The organism is Agrobacterium sp. InxBP2 (assembly GCF_026191755.1).
In the GTDB taxonomy this organism is placed as follows: domain Bacteria; phylum Pseudomonadota; class Alphaproteobacteria; order Rhizobiales; family Rhizobiaceae; genus Agrobacterium; species Agrobacterium pusense.
The window spans coordinates 279,135-299,021 of sequence record NZ_JAINDY010000021.1 but is presented as its reverse complement, the minus strand read 5'-3'; the positions used below and the strand labels follow the sequence as shown (position 1 = coordinate 299,021).

Here is a 19,887-nt window from a genome sequence, read left to right as displayed (position 1 = left end):
CCGCAAACAGGATCAGGTTGGGTGTCAGAAACACCCACGCAATCCGCCTGTGGCCAAGAACCTTCTGCAGAAAGGAAAAGGGCAATTCAACGATGCCCATGACGGGCGCAAGAAATTTATACATGAGGGTCCTCCTGCGATCCGGCGCGGGGCCGCAGGCCCCCCCCCCGGCGGCCGGGGCGGACAGAGCCCGGTTGAAACCCAGCACCAAGGACCGCGGGGCACCGGCCCATGCCCCAACAACCCGGCGTTTTTACCCCGCGCGGGCGGGCGCGCCCCCCCCCCCCCCGCGCCGGATCGAAGGAGGACCCTCATGTATAAATTTCTTGCGCCCGTCATGGGCATCGTTGAATTGCCCTTTTCCTTTCTGCAGAAGGTTCTTGGCCACAGGCGGATTGCGTGGGTGTTTCTGACACCCAACCTGATCCTGTTTGCGGTCTTCGCCTTCCTGCCGATCCTGCTGAACATGGCCTACTCCGTGACCGGCAGCGAACACATATTGCTTTCCGAGCGCCCTTCGGTGGGCGGCGAAAACTTTTCGGTCCTTCTTTCCTGTCAGAACTACCTTGATCCCAATTCCTGTGCGCGCGACCTGTTCTGGCGCTCCGTCTGGAACACGCTGTTCTTCGTCGTGCTGCAGGTGGGTTTCATGGTCGGCTTTTCGCTGATCACGGCCATCGTGCTGAACCGCGATATCAGGGCGCGCGGCTTTTTCCGTGCGGTATTCTTCTTCCCGGTTCTGCTGTCGCCTGTCGTCGTGGCCTTGATCTGGAAGTGGATTCTCCAGCGTTTCGGCGTTCTCAATGCGGCGATGGAAGGCTTGGGCCTCGGTTCGGTGGACTGGCTGCTTGAGGCCAATCTCGCCTTCGGCTGGTCGGTCTTCCTGTCGGTCTGGGCGCATATGGGTTTCTATACGCTCATTCTCCTCGCTGGCCTTCAGGCGATCCCGCGCGATGTCTATGAGGCGGCGCAGCTGGACAAGGCAAGCCCGTGGCGCATCTTCCGGCGCATTACCCTGCCCTTGCTTGCACCCACCATGCTCGTCGTTCTCGTTCTGTCGGTCATCAAGGGCGTGCAAACTTTCGATGAAGTCTTTGCCTTTACCGGCGGTGGCCCGGGTTCGGCGACGACCTTCATTATTCAATTCATCTATCAGACCGGCTTTGCCGGGACGCCCCGGAATTTCGGACTTGCGGCCGCCGCTTCGCTGCTGCTCGCCGTGGTGCTCGTGGTGCTGACCGCCCTGCAATTCCGGGCAAACAGGAGCAAGGTCGATGGCTAGGATTGGCGCATTTCTGACCCGTACCCGCGGCCGTAACGGCAAGCTGCATTGGACCGATTGGCTGTCCTACGCCTATCTCGGCGTGGCCGTGCTGATGATGTTCGGTCCTGTCGTTTGGCTGGTGCTCTCGTCGTTCAAGACGGAAGCCGATCTCCAGCGCTTTCCGCCACGGCTGCTGCCCTATAGCCAGGAAACCATGGTGGTGGACGGGCAGCCAAATCCGCTGCCGGCCTATGTCGACAAGGATGGCCGCAAGCTCGGCATGATCAGGCGTATCGGCCTCGTGGCGCAGGTGGTTGATCCCGCCAAGCCGGCGGAAGTGCTGAAGATGCAGTTCAACGAGCTGAAGCCGGCTGAAAAGGTGGCGCTCGCGACGGAAAACTACACCGAGCTTTTCCAGCGCTTCAATTTCCCGCTCTATTTCTGGAACTCGACCTTCATCACGGTCACCTCGACCATCATCATGCTGATCGTCAATTCCATGGCGGCCTTCGCGCTCTCGAAATATCAGTTCAAAGGCAGGGGCGCCGTGCTGGCGCTGGTGGTCGGTACGCTTATGATCCCGCAGACCGTCGTGCTTGTGCCGTTGTTTCTCATCACCAGCCAGCTCGGTTTGATCAACAGTCTGTGGGGCGTCATCATTCCCGGTGCGGCAACACCCACGGGCGTCTTCCTGCTGCGGCAATACATGCTGACGATACCGGACGAGATCCTCGATGCGGCGCGCATGGACAAGGCCAGCGAGTGGAAAATCTACTGGCGCATCATCCTGCCGCTCTCGGCACCCGCGCTCGCGGTTCTCGCGATCCTTGCGATCATGTGGCGCTGGAACGACTTCCTCTGGCCGCTGATCGTGCTGACCCGCAACGACAACTTCACCCTGCAGCTGGCACTTAACTCCTTCCAGGGCGAGATGACGACGGAATGGAGCAATCTTCTGGCCATGACGGTGCTGACACTCGCCCCGATCGCGCTGGTCTTCATGTTCCTGCAAAAATATATCGCCACCGGCATTGCGTCCACGGGCGGCAAATAATCCTCAGGGAGGAAATACGACAATGGCAAGTATAGAGCTTCGTCAGGTCAAAAAAACATATGGCGCCCTCGATGTGATCAAAGGCGTTGATCTCGATATCAAGCACGGCGAATTCTGCGTATTCGTCGGCCCTTCCGGCTGTGGCAAGTCCACCCTGCTGCGCATGATCTCTGGCCTTGAAGAGTTGAGCGACGGCGACATCGTCATCGGCGGTGATGTGGTCAATACGGTGCCGGCTGCGGATCGCGGCCTTGCAATGGTGTTCCAGTCCTACGCCCTCTACCCGCATATGACGGTCCGCGAAAACCTTTCTTTCGGTCTTGAGAACATCGGCACGCCGAAGAAGGAGATCGCCGAGAAGATCGCGCAGGTCGCCAAGATGCTGCAGATCGATCAGCTTCTCGAGCGTCGTCCCAAGGATTTGTCGGGTGGGCAGCGCCAGCGCGTCGCCATCGGCCGCGCCGTGGTGCGGGAACCTCGCGTGTTCCTCTTCGACGAACCGCTTTCCAACCTCGATGCGGAACTGCGCGTCGATATGCGCGGCGAAATTTCCAGTCTGCACCGGCGTCTCGGCAACACCATGATCTACGTCACGCATGATCAGGTGGAAGCGATGACCATGGCCGACAAGATCGCCGTTTTGCGGGCTGGTAAACTCGAACAATTTGGCGTGCCGCTCGACCTCTACAACCGCCCGGCCAATCTCTTCGTGGCAGGCTTTATCGGCTCGCCGAAAATGAACTTTTTCGCAGGCGAAGTGACCTCGGACGCAACGCCCGCGCTCAAGATCGCGACGGGCGAGTTGATCCCACTGCCACAGACCGGCTTTGCCTATAAGCCCGGCCAGAAGGTGACGCTCGGCATCCGCCCGAACCATGTGGAGCCGGGCGAGGGCGGCGCGTTGACCATGTCGGTGCGCACGGCGGAACAGCTGGGCGGCGAGTCCTATCTATACGGCAATCTCGGTGACGGCACTTCTGTAACGCTGCATCTTTCCGGCCAGACCTCGACATCGGCGGGCGAAGTCATCCGCCTGTCGGCGCCACTTCAACACGTCCACCTTTTCGACACGACGAGCGGGCTGACGCTCCGGCAGGACTGACAGCCTTAGGCACCACCCGCAACGTAGGACCAATGACATGACCGATAAAAAACTCCGCTCCGACCGCTGGTTCGCTCCCGACGACCTGCGCAGCTTCGGCCACCGCTCGCGCATGATGCAGCTGGGCTATGCGGAGGAGGATTTTATCGGCAAACCCGTCATCGGCATCCTCAACACCTGGTCGGAGCTCAACACCTGTCATTCGCACTTTCCAGAGCGCGTGCAGGATGTGAAACGCGGCGTGTTGCAGGCTGGCGGCTTCCCCGTCGAAATGCCGTCGCTTTCCGTGGATGAGAGCTTCACCAAGCCGACATCGATGCTTTACCGCAACATGCTGGCGATGGAGACGGAAGAAATGATTCGCTCGCATCCGCTGGATGGTGTGGTGCTGATGGGCGGTTGCGACAAGACGACGCCGGGCCTCGTCATGGGTGCGATCTCGGCCGGTGTGCCGATGATCTATCTGCCCGCCGGCCCGATGCTGAGCGGAAATTATGCCGGCAAGGTGCTGGGCTCGGGTTCGGACGCCTGGAAATATTGGGATGAGCGCCGCGCAGGCAATGTTACGGACGAGGAATGGCGTGGCGTGCAGGGCGGCATTGCCCGTTCTGCCGGTGTGTGCATGACGATGGGCACGGCCTCGACCATGACGGCCATTGCCGACGCGCTCGGCATCACCCTGCCGGGTGCCTCCTCCATTCCGGCAGTCGATTCCGAACATCAGCGCATGTCCGCGGCCTGTGGTCGCCGCATTGTCGAGATGGTGTCGGAAGATCTGACCCCTAACCTTATTCTGACGGCGGCAGCGTTCCGCAATGCCGCCATCGTCGCCATGGCGACGGGTTGTTCCACCAATGCCGTCGTCCACCTCATCGCCATGGCGCGCCGCGCCGGCGTGCCGATGACGCTGGATGAGCTGGACGAACTTGGCCGCGTTACACCGCTCATCGCCAATGTCCGCCCTTCCGGCAAGAACTATCTGATGCAGGACTTCTTTTACGCCGGTGGTCTGAGAGCGCTGATGAAGCAGCTGGAAAGTCGTCTCGACTGTTCCGTGCTGACCGTGACCGGCCGCAGCATGGGCGAAAACCTCGAGGGTGCAAAGGTCTACAACGACGACGTCATCCGCTCGCTGGACAATCCCGTCTATGCGGAAGGCTCGCTTGCGGTGCTGCGCGGCAATCTCTGCCCTGACGGCGCCGTCATAAAGCCCGCCGCCTGCGACCCTAAACTCCATATACATCAGGGTCCGGCGCTGGTGTTTGACAGCTACCCGGAAATGAAAGCCGCCATCGACGATGAAAATCTCGATGTGACGCCCGATCATGTGCTGGTGCTGCGCAATGCCGGTCCGCTCGGCGGTCCCGGTTTTCCGGAATGGGGCATGCTGCCCATTCCAAAGGCGCTGATCAAAAAAGGGCACCGCGATATGCTGCGCATCTCAGACGCCCGCATGTCCGGCACGTCCTACGGTGCCTGCGTACTGCATGTCGCACCGGAAAGCTTCGTTGGCGGTCCCTTGGCGCTCCTGAAAACGGGCGATATCGTCCGCCTCGACCTGCCGCAGCGTCGTCTCGACATGCTGGTCAGCGAAGAGGAAATCGCTCAGCGCCGGTCGGCATGGCAAGCGCCTGCGCCGCGTTATGAACGTGGGTACGGCTATCTCTTCTCCAAGCACGTGACGCAGGCCGACCAGGGTTGCGACTTCGACTTCCTGCAGACAGATTTCGGCCGTTCCGCCGGCGAGCCCGATATTTTCTAAGAGGCCCCATCATGTTGAAGCGATTGCTCATCACCGGTGCCGGCGGCAAGCTGGGCAGCATGTTGCGCGGGCGGCTTGGCCATGTTGCAGAAACCATCCGTCTTTCTGACGTGGTTGATCTCGGTTCGCCAGCGTCCCCTGAAGAGCTCGTCCACTGCGCGCTGGAGGACGAGCAGGCAGTTTACGATCTGGTCAAGGATTGCGACGGCATCGTCCATCTCGGCGGAGTTTCCGTAGAAAGGGCGTTTGATCCCATCGAGGCTGCCAATCTGCGTGGTGTCTACAATCTCTACGAGGCGGCGAGGGCGCACGGCAAACCTCGCATCCTGTTCGCGTCCAGCAACCACACGATCGGCTATTACCCGCAGGGGCAGCAACTTAGCCCTGAGACGCCTTTTTTGCCTGATGGCCTCTATGGGGTTTCGAAGATTTTCGGCGAGGCCATGGCAAGCCTCTACCATTCCAAATTCGGACAGGAGACGGCTATCGTGCGTATCGGCTCCTGTGACGAGAAACCCACGAACTGGCGCATGTTGTCGACCTGGCTCAGCTACGGTGACTTCGTCTCTCTCATAGAGGCGACCTTCCGCGTGCCAAAACTCGGATGCCCGGTTATCTGGGGCGTTTCGGCCAATGACGACAGCTGGTGGGACAATTCCCATGTCGATTTTCTCGGCTGGCAGCGGCGCGACAATGCCGCGCGTTACCGGGCCGAAATCGAGCGCGACGTCCCGCGCCCCGGCCCCGAGGCTGCGATCGCAAAATATCAGGGTGGCGTCTTCATCGACGAGCCCATTCACAGGACTTGAAACACATCCATCCGGCCATTGCGAGGAAACAGACATGAACAATGAAACGCGCGAAAAACTGATGACGATTTCCGTCGCCACGCTGGCGACAGCGCTTTACAAGCGCGGCCTGCGAAACCAGGTCATTCAGGGCGTTCGCCCGCTGGGCTACAAGGGCAAGAACATGGTGGGCCCGGCCTTTACCCTGCGCTACATGCCGGCCCGCGAGGATCGCAACCAGCTCGTAGAATTCCGCAATCCCGCCCATCCGCAGCGTGTTGCCATCGAAACCTGCCCGCCGGGCCACGTGCTTGTCATGGACAGCCGCAAGGACGCCTCTGCCGCCTCGGCCGGCGATATTCTGGTGACGCGTCTGATGGTTCGCGGTGGTGCGGGCATCGTTTCCGATGGCGGTTTCCGGGATGCGGCCACCATTGCCGAACTGGACATTCCGGCCTACCACACCCGCCCTTCGAGCCCCACCAATCTGACCAAACACGAGGCCATCGAGATCAACGGCCCCATCGGCTGCGGCGATGCACCGGTGTTTCCCGGCGACATCATCGTGGGTGACGCCGATTGCGTCATCGTCATCCCCGCCGGCATTGCCGATGAAGTGGCGACGGAAGCGGTTGAAATGACAGCCTATGAGGATTTCGTGGTAGAGCAGGTCAAGGCCGGCCAGACGATCATCGGCCTTTACCCCTGCACCAAGGAAGAGCACCAGACGGCCTTTGCCGAATGGCGCAAGAAGAATAACCGCTGAGCCTCATAACCAGCCCAGTGCTTTCGCCGCGCGGATCGCCTCCGCGCGGCGTTTGCAATCCAGCTTGCGGAACAGGTTGCCAAGGTGAAACTTCACTGTCACTTCCGAGATGTTGAGCGTCTGAGCAATCTTCTTGTTCGACATGCCGCTGGCCAATAGCTGCAGCATCTGTGCTTCCCGTTGAGAAAGGCCGCCATGCAGCGCCCGGGCCTGCGGTGAGTTCACCGAGGCGGCGAAAATAGACAGCGCGGTGCGGACATCGGATGAGGTTTCGATGAAACTGCGGATGCGGCGATTGTTGAGAAGCGGCGAAAGGAAGACGCGCTCTTCCGACAGCACACCGTTGCAGCCAAGGCGGGTCGCCGATTCAAGCGCGGTGAGTATATGCGCGCGGGCGGCGGCGTTGTCACGGCGCTGGTGCGCGGCATAGCTCTGCCAGATTCTCAATGCGACCTTCTCGCGATTGGTGACCTTTGGATTGGCGATCATCGCATCGATCTGCCGGGAGAGATAGGCGCGGGGTGTGAACAGATGCACCGCGTCGCGCAGCCAGGCCATGACATAGGCGATTTCATCACGACGTGTCAGGCGGGAGAGGTCTTCGTGGGCGCTCTCCACCCAGTTACGGCCCATGGGCATGCGAACTGCTGAAAGCGTCGCTGCGGCATCTGCCCAACGGTTGGCGTTCTGATAGGCGATGGCCGTTCTGATCTCCATCATCGCATGAAACTGCAACCCCTCCGACAGATGAATCCAGAGTCCGTCCAGAAAACCCGGACGAACGGTCATCGGAAAATGGTCGATCAGCACCTGCGAGGCGTAATGCAGTGCAAACTGCATCAGACTCGGCCAGATTTCGGCGGCGGCGAAATGATCAAAATCATGTTCGACGAAATGCAGCAGGTCGCGCGGTTTTCCGGCCTCATAGGCAAGGCAGGCTTCCGCCAGTCGCAGCATCCGGAACTCCTGCATGGCATCATGCGGCACCTGTTCCAGCCGTGCGCGCGCTTCCTGCGCCGCCCGGCGCGCCAGAAGCACATCGCCGCTCATCAGCCGCAGCACTATCTGGTGCAGATGGATGAAGAATTCGAGCAGAGGCTGTCCGCCCATCTTGCGCAGATAGATAAGCGCGCGGGCGGCGGCCGCCTCTGCCTCGCGGAAATTGCGACGGCGGATTTCGAACTCAAGCAGCGCATTGTAATAGGCCGCCCATTTCCCGTGATCGTCCATGGGGTAATCCGCCATGAACTCGCCAAGCCGCGTTATCACCGCGTCATTGGGCGTCAGGTCCTCGGCGATCATCAGGTTCAGCCGGAAGGTGCGGGCGGCGAAGGAAAACCGCGAGCCGCGGGCTAGCACCTTCAGCGGGTCAAGGTAATCCGAGCCGAGGCTTTTCCCGAGCAGATGGCGCACGCGCTGCAATTCGCCCTGTTTCAGCAAGGCGCGGGTAACCGCGAAAAGGACGGTTTCATTGGAGGTGATCATATCCTGCGAAAACCGCATGATGATTTCGCGAAACCTGTCGACGCTGCTCCGGTAGATCAGTTCCCGCCCATGGGCGCGTTCGAGGATTTGCGCGGCATGGGTCTCGTAACCGCGATCGAGCAGCATCGCCATGGCTGCGAGCGAATGCCCTGCCTTTTCGAAGGCCGAGGCGACCTCCACCACGGCGCTGCCGGCCTGCAAGGTGGCGAGGCGTTCTCTTGCCGCGACCGTTAGGAGCCGTATCAGTGTGTGGTGATTGTCAGGTTTTCCCGTCAAAAAGGGCGGCAGAAGCATGGCCCAGTCAGCATCTGGGGCGGCGGAAGGGTTTTCGAGCCAAAAGGAAAGTTCGACGGTCTGGGCGGGCGTGAGATGGGGCAGATAGCTTTCGCGCAGATAGTCGGCGCATAACGTGTCATCCGGCAGGCGCGCCAGCGAAAGAAAGGCCGGCCATCCCGCGTAATCCTCGAGTGCCAGCCGTCGTTGCCCGGATGGAAGGTCGTCCACCTCATCTGGCCGCAAAGCGAGTTCTTCCGGTCCTATGGTGAGCGAGCCGTGATGCAGGATGTGACGCGCCATGCCGCTGATCCTCTGGTCCGGCCGGCAGGCGATGACGACGAAACGCACCGACTCCAGAATGGGGGCTGGCATGCGTACCGCCCTTGCAAAAACTGGAATGTCCCACAGCAGGTTGCCATTGACCGCGTTATCGCTTTGCGGCTGGTGCGTGCGGCATATCTGAGCTCCGAGCTCCTTTGCCAGCGTCTCCAGCAATACGCTTTTTCCCGCACCCGCCGGTGCGCGCAGAAACACCACGCCCGCGGTTTCGCTGGCAATGCGATTGCAGAGGTGGGGCCGGGGCAGAAGCATCATGGGAAAGGGATAGGATATCGGTTTCAAAAAACCTATACTCATTCTTTAAAAAACTATACCTTTCAGCGATTGTTCGAATGGCCATGTGGTGAAAACTTGTGCTCAGGCAACCGATGCACAAGGAACGTTCCACCGATGCAGCAACATCCGCTGGTCGCGATTTTGAACAGGCTCGGCACCTTCGTGCTGGTCATGATCGCCCTGTCCATCATGATTTTCGTGCTGGCCCGCGTGGTGCCGGGAGATCCCGCCCGCATGGCGCTGGGGCCGGCTGCAACGCAAGACCAGGTGGATGCGTTGCGCGGGCAGATGGGCCTCGACAAGCCGCTCGCCGTTCAATATCTCGATTATATCGGCAATGCATTGCATGGTGATCTGGGCTTCTCGCTGGTTTCGCAGCGCCCCGTTACAACCGATCTGGCGCAGACTGTTCCCGCGACCGTCGAGCTGGTGCTGGTCGCGGTCATCTTCATGTTCCTCGTCGCCATCCCGCTCGGCGTCATCACGGCGCATTATCGCGACCGGCCGCTGGATCATATCGGTCGCATCCTGTCGCTTACCGGGGTCACGATCCCAAGCTTTCTCTTCGCCATCACGCTGCAATTGCTGGCAGCGCGCTTTCTCTCCGGCTGGCCGATCATCGGCAGGCTCGATCATTCGCTTGGCTGGCAGGGCGGCCCCACCGGTTTCATCCTTGTCGACGGCATGCTGGCCGGACGTTTCGACGTCGTGCTCGATGCGTTGAAGCATCTCGCGCTTCCGGCCTTTGCGCTTTCCATGGCCGGCATCGGCCAGATCACCCGCATCACGCGCTCCTCTATGATCGAGAACCAGCGCAAGGACCATGTGCTGACCCTGCAAAGCTTCGGCGTGCCGGAGCGGGTCATCATCTTCCGTTACCTGCTGAAGCTCTCTTCCATCGCGCCGCTGACGATCATGGGTCTCGAATTCGCGTCGCTGATCGGCAATGCCTTCGTGATCGAGATGGTCTTCGCCTGGGGTGGTTTTGCTTCCTACGGGCTCAACGCCATCCTGCAGAAAGACCTCAACGCCGTGACCGCCGTGGTGCTGGTGGCCGGTCTGTTCTTCATCGTTGCGAACCTGATCGTGGATGTCCTGATCTCGATCATCGACCCGCGTCTGCGCCGCAAGGAGGCTCGCTGATGGCCGATATGAAAATGCTCGAACCCACTGATCGGGGCTTAAGCGCCGGTTACATGATGTGGTATCGCTTCAGCCGCAATCCGGCGGCGGTCATCGGCTCGTTGATCCTTCTGTCGGTGCTGGTACTGGCGGTCTTCGCACCCTGGCTTACGCCCTATCCGAAACATATCGGCGCGGTTGTCGATTTCCGCGCCCGCCATATGCCGCCGGATCTGGAACACTGGTTCGGCACCGACAAGGCCGGTCGCGATATCTTTTCCCGCACCATCTTCGGGCTCCGCGTCTCGCTGCTTCTCGTCATCGGCGTGCTCGGCATTTCCGTTCCGGTCGGAACTGTGCTTGGCCTGATCGCCGGTTATTTCGGCGGCTGGACCGAAAAACTCATCAGCGGCCTGACGAATGTGATGCTGGCCATGCCGCCGCTAGTCATGGCGCTCGCGGTCTCCAACCTGCTGGAACCGACACTGATGAACGCCATGATCGCGATCACGCTGCTGTGGTGGACCTGGCATGCGCGGCTGATCTATTCGGTATCGAAGTCCATCGCTTCGGAAGATTACATCGAGGCGGCACGTCTTGCCGGTGCAGGCCCGTTACACATCCTCTTCCGCGAAATACTGCCCAACTGCGTTTCGGTCATTTCGGTCAAGACGACGCTCGATGCCGCCTTCGTCATTCTGTTCGGCGCGACGCTGAGCTTCCTGGGTTTCGGCGTCAAGCCGCCGACGCCTGACCTTGGATCGATGGTCGCCGACGGGCGCCAGTTCATGCCGGATTTCTGGTGGGAAGTGCTCTGCCCCGGCGCGGCCGTGCTTTACGTGACGCTGGGTTTCAATCTGCTGGGCGACGGCCTGCGCGACATGTTCGACGTGGAAAGCTAAGGCCATGACTGAACCGCTTCTCAAGGTCGAAAACCTCAACGTCACCTTCACCAATTACGGCCGCACCCGGCAGGTGCTGCGCGATGTCGCCTTCACGGTTGCCGCCGGCGAACGCGTGGCGTTGATCGGCGAAACCGGGTCGGGCAAATCCGTCACGGCCAAGGCTATCATCGGCACTTTGCCAAAAAACGCCGCGATCACATCAGGTGCCATCTTCATCGATGGCCGGGATGTGCTGTCCATGCCACGCAGGGAGCGTGAGGCCCTGAAGGGGACCGCCTTTTCACTGATCATGCAGGACCCACTCTCCTCCTTCAATCCGGTCTTCAAGATCGGCACACATCTCGATGATGTCATGCGCTTCGCCGACAAGCGCGATGGAATCAACTCGTCCAAGGCCGAGCGTCGCAACCGCATAGCTGCCGTTCTGCGCCGGGTGCAGCTTGCCGACACCGAGCGGGTGATGAACGCCTATCCGTCCGAACTTTCGGGCGGCATGCGCCAGCGCGTGTTGATCGGGCTTGCCCTGCTGCATCAGCCGAAGCTCCTGATCGCGGACGAGCCGGGCACGGCACTTGATGTGACGACGCAGGATGAAATCCTCAATCTCATCAACCAGCTGGTCGCCGAAGAAAACATGGCGCTCTTGATGATCACCCACAATCTCGGCGTCGTACGCAAGGTGGCGGATCGGGTCGTGGTCATGCATCACGGCGATATCGTCGAGACCGGACCCTGCACGCAAATCCTCCATAGCCCTGCCAAGGATTATACGCGCTCGCTTCTCGATGCCGTGCCTCCGCTTTATGGCCCGCGCGTCACCGATCTGGCGCAGAGCACGCGTTCGCCCATCGTCACCATCGAAGGGCTGAACAAGATTTATGGTCGGCGCAACGGTTATCACGCCGTGCGGGATGTGAATCTGACGCTGAAGGAAGGCGAGGTATTCGGCCTGGCCGGTGAATCCGGCTCCGGCAAAACTTCCGTCGCCCGTATGATCATGGGCCTTTCGCGCCCGACCTCCGGCAATCTTGTCATTGACGCTCCCGCGCCTGCGCGCGGCAAGCGATTGACGCAGATCGTCTATCAAAACCCGGGCACCTCGCTTAATCCGAAGCGCACGGTGAAACAGACGCTTGCCCTGCCGCTGAAATCCATCGGCATGGATAGGCAGGCGCGGGAAAACCGCATGCAGGAACTGATGGGGCTGGTGCGGCTGCCGCAATCCTATCTCGGCAAATATCCGCATGAGCTGTCCGGCGGCCAGAAGCAGCGTGTGGCGATTGCCCGGGCGTTGGCGGCCGAGCCGAAAATTCTCATCCTCGATGAGCCAACGGCCGCACTCGATGTCTCCGTGCAGAAGACGGTTATCGACCTTCTGCTGCAGCTGCGTGAGGAGCTTGGCCTGACCTATCTGATGATCTCGCACGACCTGTCGCTGATGCGCAATTTCTGTTCGCGCATCGCCATCATGCTGCGGGGCGAGATTGTCGAAGAGGGCGTGACGTCGGCGGTCTTTGCCGAACCGGCCCATCCCTATACCCGCGCCCTGATCGCGGCCATCCCCGTCGTCACCGACGACGAAGAACGTCTCAAACCCACGGTGACCGAGGAAGAGCGCATGCGCTTCCTCGTCAGAACGACCGATTGATGAAAGAGGAGCCTGACGTGTATCGCGTTGGAATTGACGTCGGCGGCACGAATACCGATGCCGTTGTGTTGCAGGATAAGACCGTTCTGGCGGGGGTGAAGGCCTCCACGACAGAGGATGTGACGTCAGGCGTCATCGAAGCCCTTGAAAAGGTCATCGAGGCATCGGGCATAGACAGGGCGCGCATCGGTGCCGTGATGATCGGCACCACACATTTCACCAATGCGGTGATCGAGCGCCGGCATATGGACGAGGTTGCAGCCATCCGGCTCGGCCTGCCGTCCGGTGCCGGCCTGCCGCCCATGGTCGACTGGCCGGATGATCTCAAGGAAATCGTCGGCAACCACGGTTATCAGGTGCGTGGCGGTTACGAATTCGACGGTCGTGAAATCTCACCGCTCGATGAGGACGAAATCGTCCGTATCGGTGCGGATATTCGCGCCAAGGGCCTGAAGGCCGCTGCCGTCACCTGCGTTTTCAGCGGCATCAATGATGCGATGGAACTTCGGGCGAAGGAAATCCTGCAGGAGCGCTGCCCCGGCCTGCCGGTGGTGATGTCCAAGGATATCGGCCGCCATGGCCTGCTTGCACGCGAAAGTGCGGCAATCATGAATGCCAGCCTGCTGTCGCTTGCCGACCGCACGGTTGCGGCTTTCGGCGAAGCGCTGAAGGCTGCGGGCATCACCTGCCCGTTCTATATCACCCAGAACGACGGTACGCTGATGGCGGCTGATGTAGTGCGCGGTTTCCCCGTGCTTACCTTCGCTTCCGGTCCGACGAACTCCATGCGCGGTGCGGCCTTCCTCACCGGTCTCAAGGATGCCGTGGTCGTGGATGTCGGCGGCACCACGTCGGACGTCGGCTCGCTGTCCCACGGTTTCCCGCGTCAGGCCTCGACCACGGTGGATATTGGCGGCGTCCGCACCAATTTCCGCATGCCCGACGTCTTTTCCATCGGTCTCGGCGGCGGTTCGCTTGTGGTCAATGGCGATCACGGCCTGACCGTCGGGCCGAAATCCGTCGGTTACCGCGTCCGCCGCGAGGCGCTCTGCTTCGGTGGCTCGACCCTGACAGCGACCGATATCGCGGTTGCCTCCGGCAAGGCGGATGTTGGCGAGAAAAAGCTGGTTTCCAGCCTCGACAAAAAGCTCGTGGATGCGGCCGTCAACAAGATCAACGACATGCTTGAAGCCTGCGTGGAGCGCAGCCGCATCTCATCGTCACCAGTGCCGGTTATCGCCGTTGGCGGCGGTTCCATCCTGATGCCGGATCGCATCGGTGATCTTGAGGTTATCCGGCCTGAGAATTTCGCGGTGGCCAATGCCGTTGGCGCGGCCATTGCGCAGATCAGCGGTGAGACCGACCGGGTCTTCTCACTCGTCGATGGACGCACGCGCGAGAGCGCACTGGCCGAGGCAGAAGCGGAGGCCCGCGAAAAGGCGGTTGCCGCCGGCGCGATTGCCGCGACGCTCGAAGTAATCGAGCGCGAGGATATGCCGCTGGCTTACCTGCCCGGCAACGCCACCCGCATTCATGTGAAAGTTGTTGGAGAAATGGGAGCCAATCATGGCTGAGACACGCAAGCTGAAATATGACGAGGCGGCATTGCGGACGCTGACGCGTGAAGATCTCGACGCACTGGAAATCGGCGCAGGCATTCTCGGCACGGGCGGCGGCGGCAATCCGTATCTCGGGAAGCTTCTGGCGCTGGAGGCCATGAAGGCCGGCTACGAGATGAAGATTCTCGCAACCGACGCCATCGAGCCGGACGCGCTCTGCATGTCCATCGGCGGTATCGGCGCGCCCGTCGTCGGCGTCGAGCGCATTCGCGAAGGCCGTGAAGGCCTGCGTTGCCTGCGGGCGATGGAAGAGCTGATCCGCACGCCAGTTGACGCCATCGTCTGCGAGGAAATCGGCGGTTCCAATTCCATGAACCCGCTGGTGACGGCGGCGCTGGGCGGCCTGCCGATCCTCGATTGCGACGGCATGGGCCGGGCATTCCCGGAAATGCAGATGACCACCTTCTCCATCTATGGCCATAGTTCCACGCCCTCGGTGATGTGCGATCTGCACGGTAATGCCGTCATCTTCAGCCATGCCGTTTCCGAGGTCTGGCACGAGCGCATGGCGCGCGCCTGCGTCGTCTCGCAGGGCGGCGGCGCGATGCTGGCGACCGCGCCGATGCAGGCGCACTACGTGCACCAGTATGGCATTCCGAAAACCTACACCAAGGCCATTGCCATCGGTGAGGCGGTGATCCGTGCCCGCAAGCAGCAGGAAGACCCTATTGCTGCAGTCTGCGCGCTCGAAGGCGGGCGGCGCATCTTCAACGGCAAGATCACCGATCTGAAGCGCCATCTTCGCGGCGGTTTCGCCGTCGGCGATCTTACGCTCTCCGGCTTCGACGATTGCGCCGGCCAGACGGCGGGCGTCGCCATCCAGAACGAATTCCTGCTGTTTTCCCGTGACGGCAAGGTGGAAGTGACGGTTCCCGATCTGATCGTCCTGCTCGATGTCGACACCGGTTATCCGATCACCACCGAAGTGCTGCGCTACGGCCAGCGCGTGGCCGTCATCGCCATTCCCTGTCACGACCTGCTGCGCAGCGCCCGCGCGCTTGAGGTCGTTGGCCCGGCGGCCTTCGGCTATCCGGACATTCCTTTCTCACCGCTGCCCGTTCCGGTCAGCAAGGCTGCCTAACCATAAGCGGGCCCGATGACCCGCAATAAAGAGGAGAACGATAATGAAAATGCCTGTAGTTTCTTCCCGTCTCGCCGCACTGGCGCTCGGCACGGCGCTCGCGTTGCCGGTCCTGTCTTCTGCGGCCCTTGCGGAAGACAAGGTGTCGGTCGCGGTCAACACCATGCAGATATTCAGCTCGCTCGACCCGGCGAAAGTGACTGACTACACCGGCTACATGGCCATCGTGAACATGTATGACGGACTTACCACGGTGAACGCCAAGGGCGAAATCGTGCCGCATCTGGCGAAATCCTGGGAGATTTCCGCGGACGGCCTGACCTACACCTTCCACCTGCGCGACGATGCGAAGTTCCAAGACGGTACGGCAGTGAAGGCGGCCGATCTTGCCTGGTCGATCCAGCGCCTGCTCGGTATCAACAAGGGCCCGTCGAACCTCATCGTCGGCGTGCTGAAGCCTGAAAACGTGACCGCACCTGACGATGCAACCCTGGTCATGAAGATCGACCGCCAGTTCTCGCCCTTCATGGCGGCGACGCCGCTGATGATGGCGATGAACAAGACGCTGATCGAAGCCAATGCCAAGCCCGAAGACAAATGGGGCGAGGCTTATGTCGGCGAACATTCCGCCGGTTCCGGCCCCTACAAGCTCGTCAGCTACAACCGCTCCGCCGACATGGTCATCGCCCGTAACGCCGATTATTTCCTCGGCTGGACCAAGGGCAAGCCGATCGATGAAGTACGCTTCGTGCAGACCAGCGACGACGCCACCGTCAAGGCGTTGGCGGAAAAGGGTGAGCTCGGCCTTTCCTCGCACGGGCTCGGCAACGACACCTATGAATCCATCGGCCGGATGAAGGGTTACAAGCTGATCCAGACCCGCACCGCCGGCGGTTTCGTCATCAAGCTCAACACCAAGGTCTATCCGACCGACGACGTCCACGTCCGCCGCGCCATCGCCTATGCGACTGACTACAAGACGATCCAGGAAGTGATCTATCCGGGGTTCGATATGAAGGGGCCGCTCTCTGACGCGTTCAAGGACGCGCATAATGGCGATATCCAGCCGGGCGTCTACGATCTGGAAAAAGCCAAGGAAGAGCTGGCGAAGTCGAAATATGCCGGCCAGAAGATCACGCTCGTCAACAGCTATGTCGCGTCGCTCGCCTTCGAGGCGGAAGTGGCGCTGCTTCTGCAGTCGAGCCTCGAGCAGATCGGCATCACGCTCGATATCAAGCCTGAGCCGTGGAACCGTATCGTCGAGCTTTCTTCCAAGCCCGAAACAACGCCGGCATCGACGCAGGTGAACATCTCGCCGACCTATCCGTCGCCGGACTCGATGTTCTACAACCAGTATCATTCCAAGGCATCCGGTACCTGGATGTCGATGGAATGGCTGCAGAACGCGGAAATCGACGGGCTGATCGACAAGGTTCGCGCCACCACTGATGTGAACGAGCAGAACGCTACCTACAAGGAGCTGCAGACGAAGATCGTTGATCTTCAGCCTGACGTCTGGGCGGTTGCGCCGAACCGCCGTTATGCGGCGAACAAGTGCCTTCAGGGTTACGAGTTCATCCCCATGCAGAGCTGGGACTTGAACTTCTCCAACTTCCATTGGGACTGCAAGGCCGAGTGATCTTTACCTCATGAAAACCGACCCCGCCCAGATGGCGGGGTTGGCAGACTTGGAACTTCAAAGGGAAGGAGCATCGCCTGCGGCCGGAAAGGCTGCGGCATGCCCGAGGATGACGCATGATCCAGGAATTTTCCGAAGACGATATCGAACCTCTGGCCACCGGTGCCTGGATTCTGGGAACGGGGGGCGGCGGCAATCCCTATATCTCGACGCTCAATCTGCGGCGTCTCTATGCCGAGGGGCGACGGGTCAAGGTCATGGATCCCATGGCGCTTGCCGATGACGACATGGTTGCCGTCGTCTCCAAGATGGGTGCCCCGCTTGTCGGTCAGGAACGGCTGGGAGACCCCGTGCATCTTGCCCGCGCTGTCGAGGTCATGGAGGATTATCTCGGCAAGCCGTTCCGGGCGATCATGAGTGTGGAGATCGGCGGCTCCAACGCGCTCTCGTCTTTCCTCGCTGCCGCCGTCCTCGACCGGCCGGTCGTCAATGCCGACGCCATGGGACGCGCCTATCCCGAAGCGCAGATGACATCCTTCGCCATCGGCAACCTGCCGATGTTTCCGCTGTCGCTGGTCGATGTGCGCGACAATGAGGTGATCGTAACGCGGGCTGCCTCATGGAAATGGATGGAGCGTATCTCGCGTAAGGTCTGCACCGAAGTGGGCTCCACCGCCGCCACCTGCAAGGCGCCGCGCACCGGCAAGGAAGTGAAGGAGTGGGGCATTCATTACACCGTCACCAAGGCGACCGAACTCGGGCGCGCGGTGATGGAGGCGCGTGCGCGCCATGACGATCCCGTTCAGGCGGTTCTCGACCACGAGGGCGGCAAGCAGCTGTTTCGCGGCAAGGTGGTGGATGTGGCCCGCGAGACCACGGGTGGTTTCCTGCGCGGCAGCACGACCATTGAAGGCATCGATGCCGACCGTGGCTCGCGCATGGAGCTCGCATTCCAGAATGAGTGGGCCGTTGCCTTCCGCGATGGCCAGCCAGTCGCCATGACGCCGGACCTGCTTTGCCTTCTCGATACGGTTTCCGGCGGCGCCATCGGTACGGAATCGGTGCGTTACGGCCAGCGCGTGACGGTTGTCGCCCTGCCGGCACCCGAGCTTTTGACGACGCCTGCCGGCATCGCCGCCGTCGGCCCACGCGCCTTCGGTTATGACATTGACTTCAGATCGGTATTCCCATGAAACGCATCGGTATTGACGTTGGCGGCACCAATACGGATGCCGTTTTGATCGATGGAGACACCATTGTCGCCTCCATCAAGGTTCCGACCACGCAGGATGTCCTGTCGGGCGTAAAAGCAGCGCTCGCCCATGTGTCCGGCCATGTCGGCGCGACGGATCGACCGATCGACGCGGTGATGATCGGCACCACCCATTTCACCAATGCGGTGGTGGAGCGCGCCCGGCTGGAACGGGTTGCAGCCATCCGCATCGCTCTGCCGACCGGTTCTTCGCTGCCGCCCATGTGCGACTGGCCAAAAGATTTGTACGATGCTGTCGATCCGTTGATCTTCATGGTCCATGGTGGCCATGAATATGACGGCAGCCCGCTGGTGCCGATGATTCCCGATGAAATTCGGGAGGCGGCGATGAAAATCCGCGATGCGGGCATCACTTCCATCGCCATTTCGGCAACCTTCTCGCCGCTGACAACTGAATGCGAAGTGCGGGCGGCGGAAATCGTCCGTTCGGTCATTCCCGATGCACGCATCACGCTTTCCCATACGCTTGGCCGCATCGGGCTTCTGGAGCGGGAAAACGTCGCCCTGCTGAACGCGGCACTGCAAACCCTTGGCAAGACCACCGTTCAGGCATTTTCGGATGCGTTGCGCGAAGCAGGTGTGAAGGCGCCATTCTATCTGACCCAGAATGACGGCACGGTGGCGCTCGCGGATGTCGCCGCTGCCAACCCGGTGCACAGCTTCGCTTCCGGCCCGACGAACTCAATGCGGGGTGCTGCCTTCCTCACCGGGCTTAACGATGCCATGGTGGTGGATGTCGGTGGCACGACTTCCGATATCGGCTGCCTTGTCGGCGGTTTTCCGCGCGAGGCGAACAATATCGTCCATATTGGGGGGGTGCGCACGCTCTTCCGCATGCCCGATCTTCTGCCGATTGCGCTCGGCGGCGGCACCATCGTTGATCCTGAGACGGGCAAGATCGGTCCACGCTCGGTCGGTTATCGCATCCTGACGCAGGCCCGTGTTTTCGGCGGCCAGACACTCACGACCTCGGATATTGCCGTTGCTGCGGGGCTGATCGAGATGGGTGACCGCGACCGCGTCAAAGGCCTCGATCCGGCTTTCGTGCAGGCCACACTCCAACGCATCCGTGACATGGTGGCCGACAGTTTCGACCAGATGAAGACCTCGGCCGAAGATGTGCCGCTGGTTGCCGTCGGCGGCGGGGCGTTTTTGATTCCCGTGACGGTTCCGGGTGCGTCGGAAGTGCTGCGTGTGGAAAATGCCGGCGTTGCCAATGCGCTGGGCGCGGCGATGGCGCAGGTTTCCGGCGAGGTCGACCAGGTCTTTTCCGGCCTGAGCCGCGAGGAGGCCCTTGCGAAAGCAGAGACCGAGGCGCAGAACGCGGCGATTGCCTCTGGAGCGGAACGAGCGAGCCTGAAGACGCTTGAGGTGGAAGATATCCCGATTGCCTATCTGCCTGGCGGCGCGCGGCGGGTTCGCGTGCGGGTCATCGGCGAGATCGCCTTTCATTGATGGTAAGAGGCCCTGCGGTTGGCGGGGCGACGA

The 19,887-nt window shown here is 61.0% G+C and carries 15 protein-coding genes; 14 read left to right on the top strand and 1 reads right to left on the bottom strand.

Annotated features, from left to right (window positions below; translation table 11 throughout):
* Positions 1-313 precede the first annotated feature (313 nt).
* Genes K7A42_RS05255 through K7A42_RS05230 form a run of 6 tightly spaced genes read left to right on the top strand, consistent with a single transcriptional unit; the run spans position 314 to position 6,736 of the window.
* Complete coding sequence (locus K7A42_RS05255) at positions 314-1,282, top strand: carbohydrate ABC transporter permease (protein ID WP_004438359.1); 969 nt, start codon at positions 314-316, stop codon at positions 1,280-1,282.
* Positions 1,275-2,318: a carbohydrate ABC transporter permease gene (locus K7A42_RS05250; protein WP_035208507.1), complete on the top strand. Its 1,044-nt coding sequence runs from the start codon at positions 1,275-1,277 to the stop codon at positions 2,316-2,318. Before K7A42_RS05255 ends, K7A42_RS05250 begins: the two co-directional genes overlap by 8 nt.
* 22 nt (positions 2,319-2,340) lie before the next feature.
* Positions 2,341-3,420: an ABC transporter ATP-binding protein gene (locus K7A42_RS05245; protein ID WP_174151616.1), complete on the top strand. Its 1,080-nt coding sequence runs from the start codon at positions 2,341-2,343 to the stop codon at positions 3,418-3,420.
* A gap of 37 nt (positions 3,421-3,457) precedes the next feature.
* Entirely contained in the window at positions 3,458-5,182 is a 1,725-nt protein-coding gene (gene araD / locus K7A42_RS05240) for an L-arabinonate dehydratase (protein WP_174151615.1), read from the top strand.
* Between the two features lie 11 nt (positions 5,183-5,193).
* Positions 5,194-5,991 (top strand): NAD-dependent epimerase/dehydratase family protein, encoded by a 798-nt coding sequence (locus tag K7A42_RS05235; RefSeq protein WP_035208513.1) that lies wholly within the window; start codon positions 5,194-5,196, stop codon positions 5,989-5,991.
* A gap of 34 nt (positions 5,992-6,025) precedes the next feature.
* A complete protein-coding gene (locus K7A42_RS05230; protein WP_003506768.1) occupies positions 6,026-6,736 on the top strand; it encodes a ribonuclease activity regulator RraA in 711 nt (236 codons plus the stop codon).
* A 3-nt stretch (positions 6,737-6,739) separates the two neighbouring features.
* Here the strand turns inward: K7A42_RS05230 and K7A42_RS05225 are convergent, their stop codons facing one another.
* Complete coding sequence (locus K7A42_RS05225; RefSeq protein ID WP_174151637.1) at positions 6,740-9,091, bottom strand: helix-turn-helix transcriptional regulator; 2,352 nt, start codon at positions 9,089-9,091, stop codon at positions 6,740-6,742.
* A gap of 135 nt (positions 9,092-9,226) precedes the next feature.
* Here K7A42_RS05225 and K7A42_RS05220 point away from each other — a divergent pair, with 135 nt between their 5' ends.
* From K7A42_RS05220 to K7A42_RS05185, 8 genes are all read left to right on the top strand, one after another.
* Positions 9,227-10,255 carry an ABC transporter permease gene (locus K7A42_RS05220; protein ID WP_072493609.1) on the top strand — a complete coding sequence of 343 codons (1,029 nt, stop codon included), beginning with the start codon at positions 9,227-9,229 and terminating at the stop codon, positions 10,253-10,255.
* The gene (locus K7A42_RS05215) at positions 10,255-11,136 is read left to right on the top strand and encodes an ABC transporter permease (protein ID WP_020813268.1); all 882 of its coding nucleotides are present in this window, start codon (positions 10,255-10,257) and stop codon (positions 11,134-11,136) included. Before K7A42_RS05220 ends, K7A42_RS05215 begins: the two co-directional genes overlap by 1 nt.
* A 4-nt stretch (positions 11,137-11,140) precedes the next feature.
* The gene (gene nikE / locus K7A42_RS05210) at positions 11,141-12,787 is read left to right on the top strand and encodes a nickel ABC transporter ATP-binding protein NikE (protein WP_174151613.1); all 1,647 of its coding nucleotides are present in this window, start codon (positions 11,141-11,143) and stop codon (positions 12,785-12,787) included.
* Positions 12,788-12,804: 17 nt separating this feature from the next.
* Positions 12,805-14,361 (top strand): hydantoinase/oxoprolinase N-terminal domain-containing protein, encoded by a 1,557-nt coding sequence (locus K7A42_RS05205; protein WP_072493680.1) that lies wholly within the window; start codon positions 12,805-12,807, stop codon positions 14,359-14,361.
* Positions 14,354-15,487, top strand: a complete 1,134-nt coding sequence (locus K7A42_RS05200; RefSeq protein ID WP_004438394.1) for a DUF917 domain-containing protein — start codon at positions 14,354-14,356, stop codon at positions 15,485-15,487. The genes K7A42_RS05205 and K7A42_RS05200 overlap by 8 nt, the downstream gene beginning before the upstream one ends.
* 43 nt (positions 15,488-15,530) lie before the next feature.
* Positions 15,531-17,126: an ABC transporter substrate-binding protein gene (locus tag K7A42_RS05195; protein ID WP_072493606.1), complete on the top strand. Its 1,596-nt coding sequence runs from the start codon at positions 15,531-15,533 to the stop codon at positions 17,124-17,126.
* Between the two features lie 116 nt (positions 17,127-17,242).
* The gene (locus K7A42_RS05190) at positions 17,243-18,319 is read left to right on the top strand and encodes a DUF917 domain-containing protein (RefSeq protein WP_006698622.1); all 1,077 of its coding nucleotides are present in this window, start codon (positions 17,243-17,245) and stop codon (positions 18,317-18,319) included.
* Positions 18,316-19,854, top strand: coding sequence for a hydantoinase/oxoprolinase N-terminal domain-containing protein (locus K7A42_RS05185; RefSeq protein WP_174151612.1), 1,539 nt, complete (start codon positions 18,316-18,318; stop codon positions 19,852-19,854). Before K7A42_RS05190 ends, K7A42_RS05185 begins: the two co-directional genes overlap by 4 nt.
* The last annotated feature ends 33 nt before the right edge of the window (positions 19,855-19,887 follow it).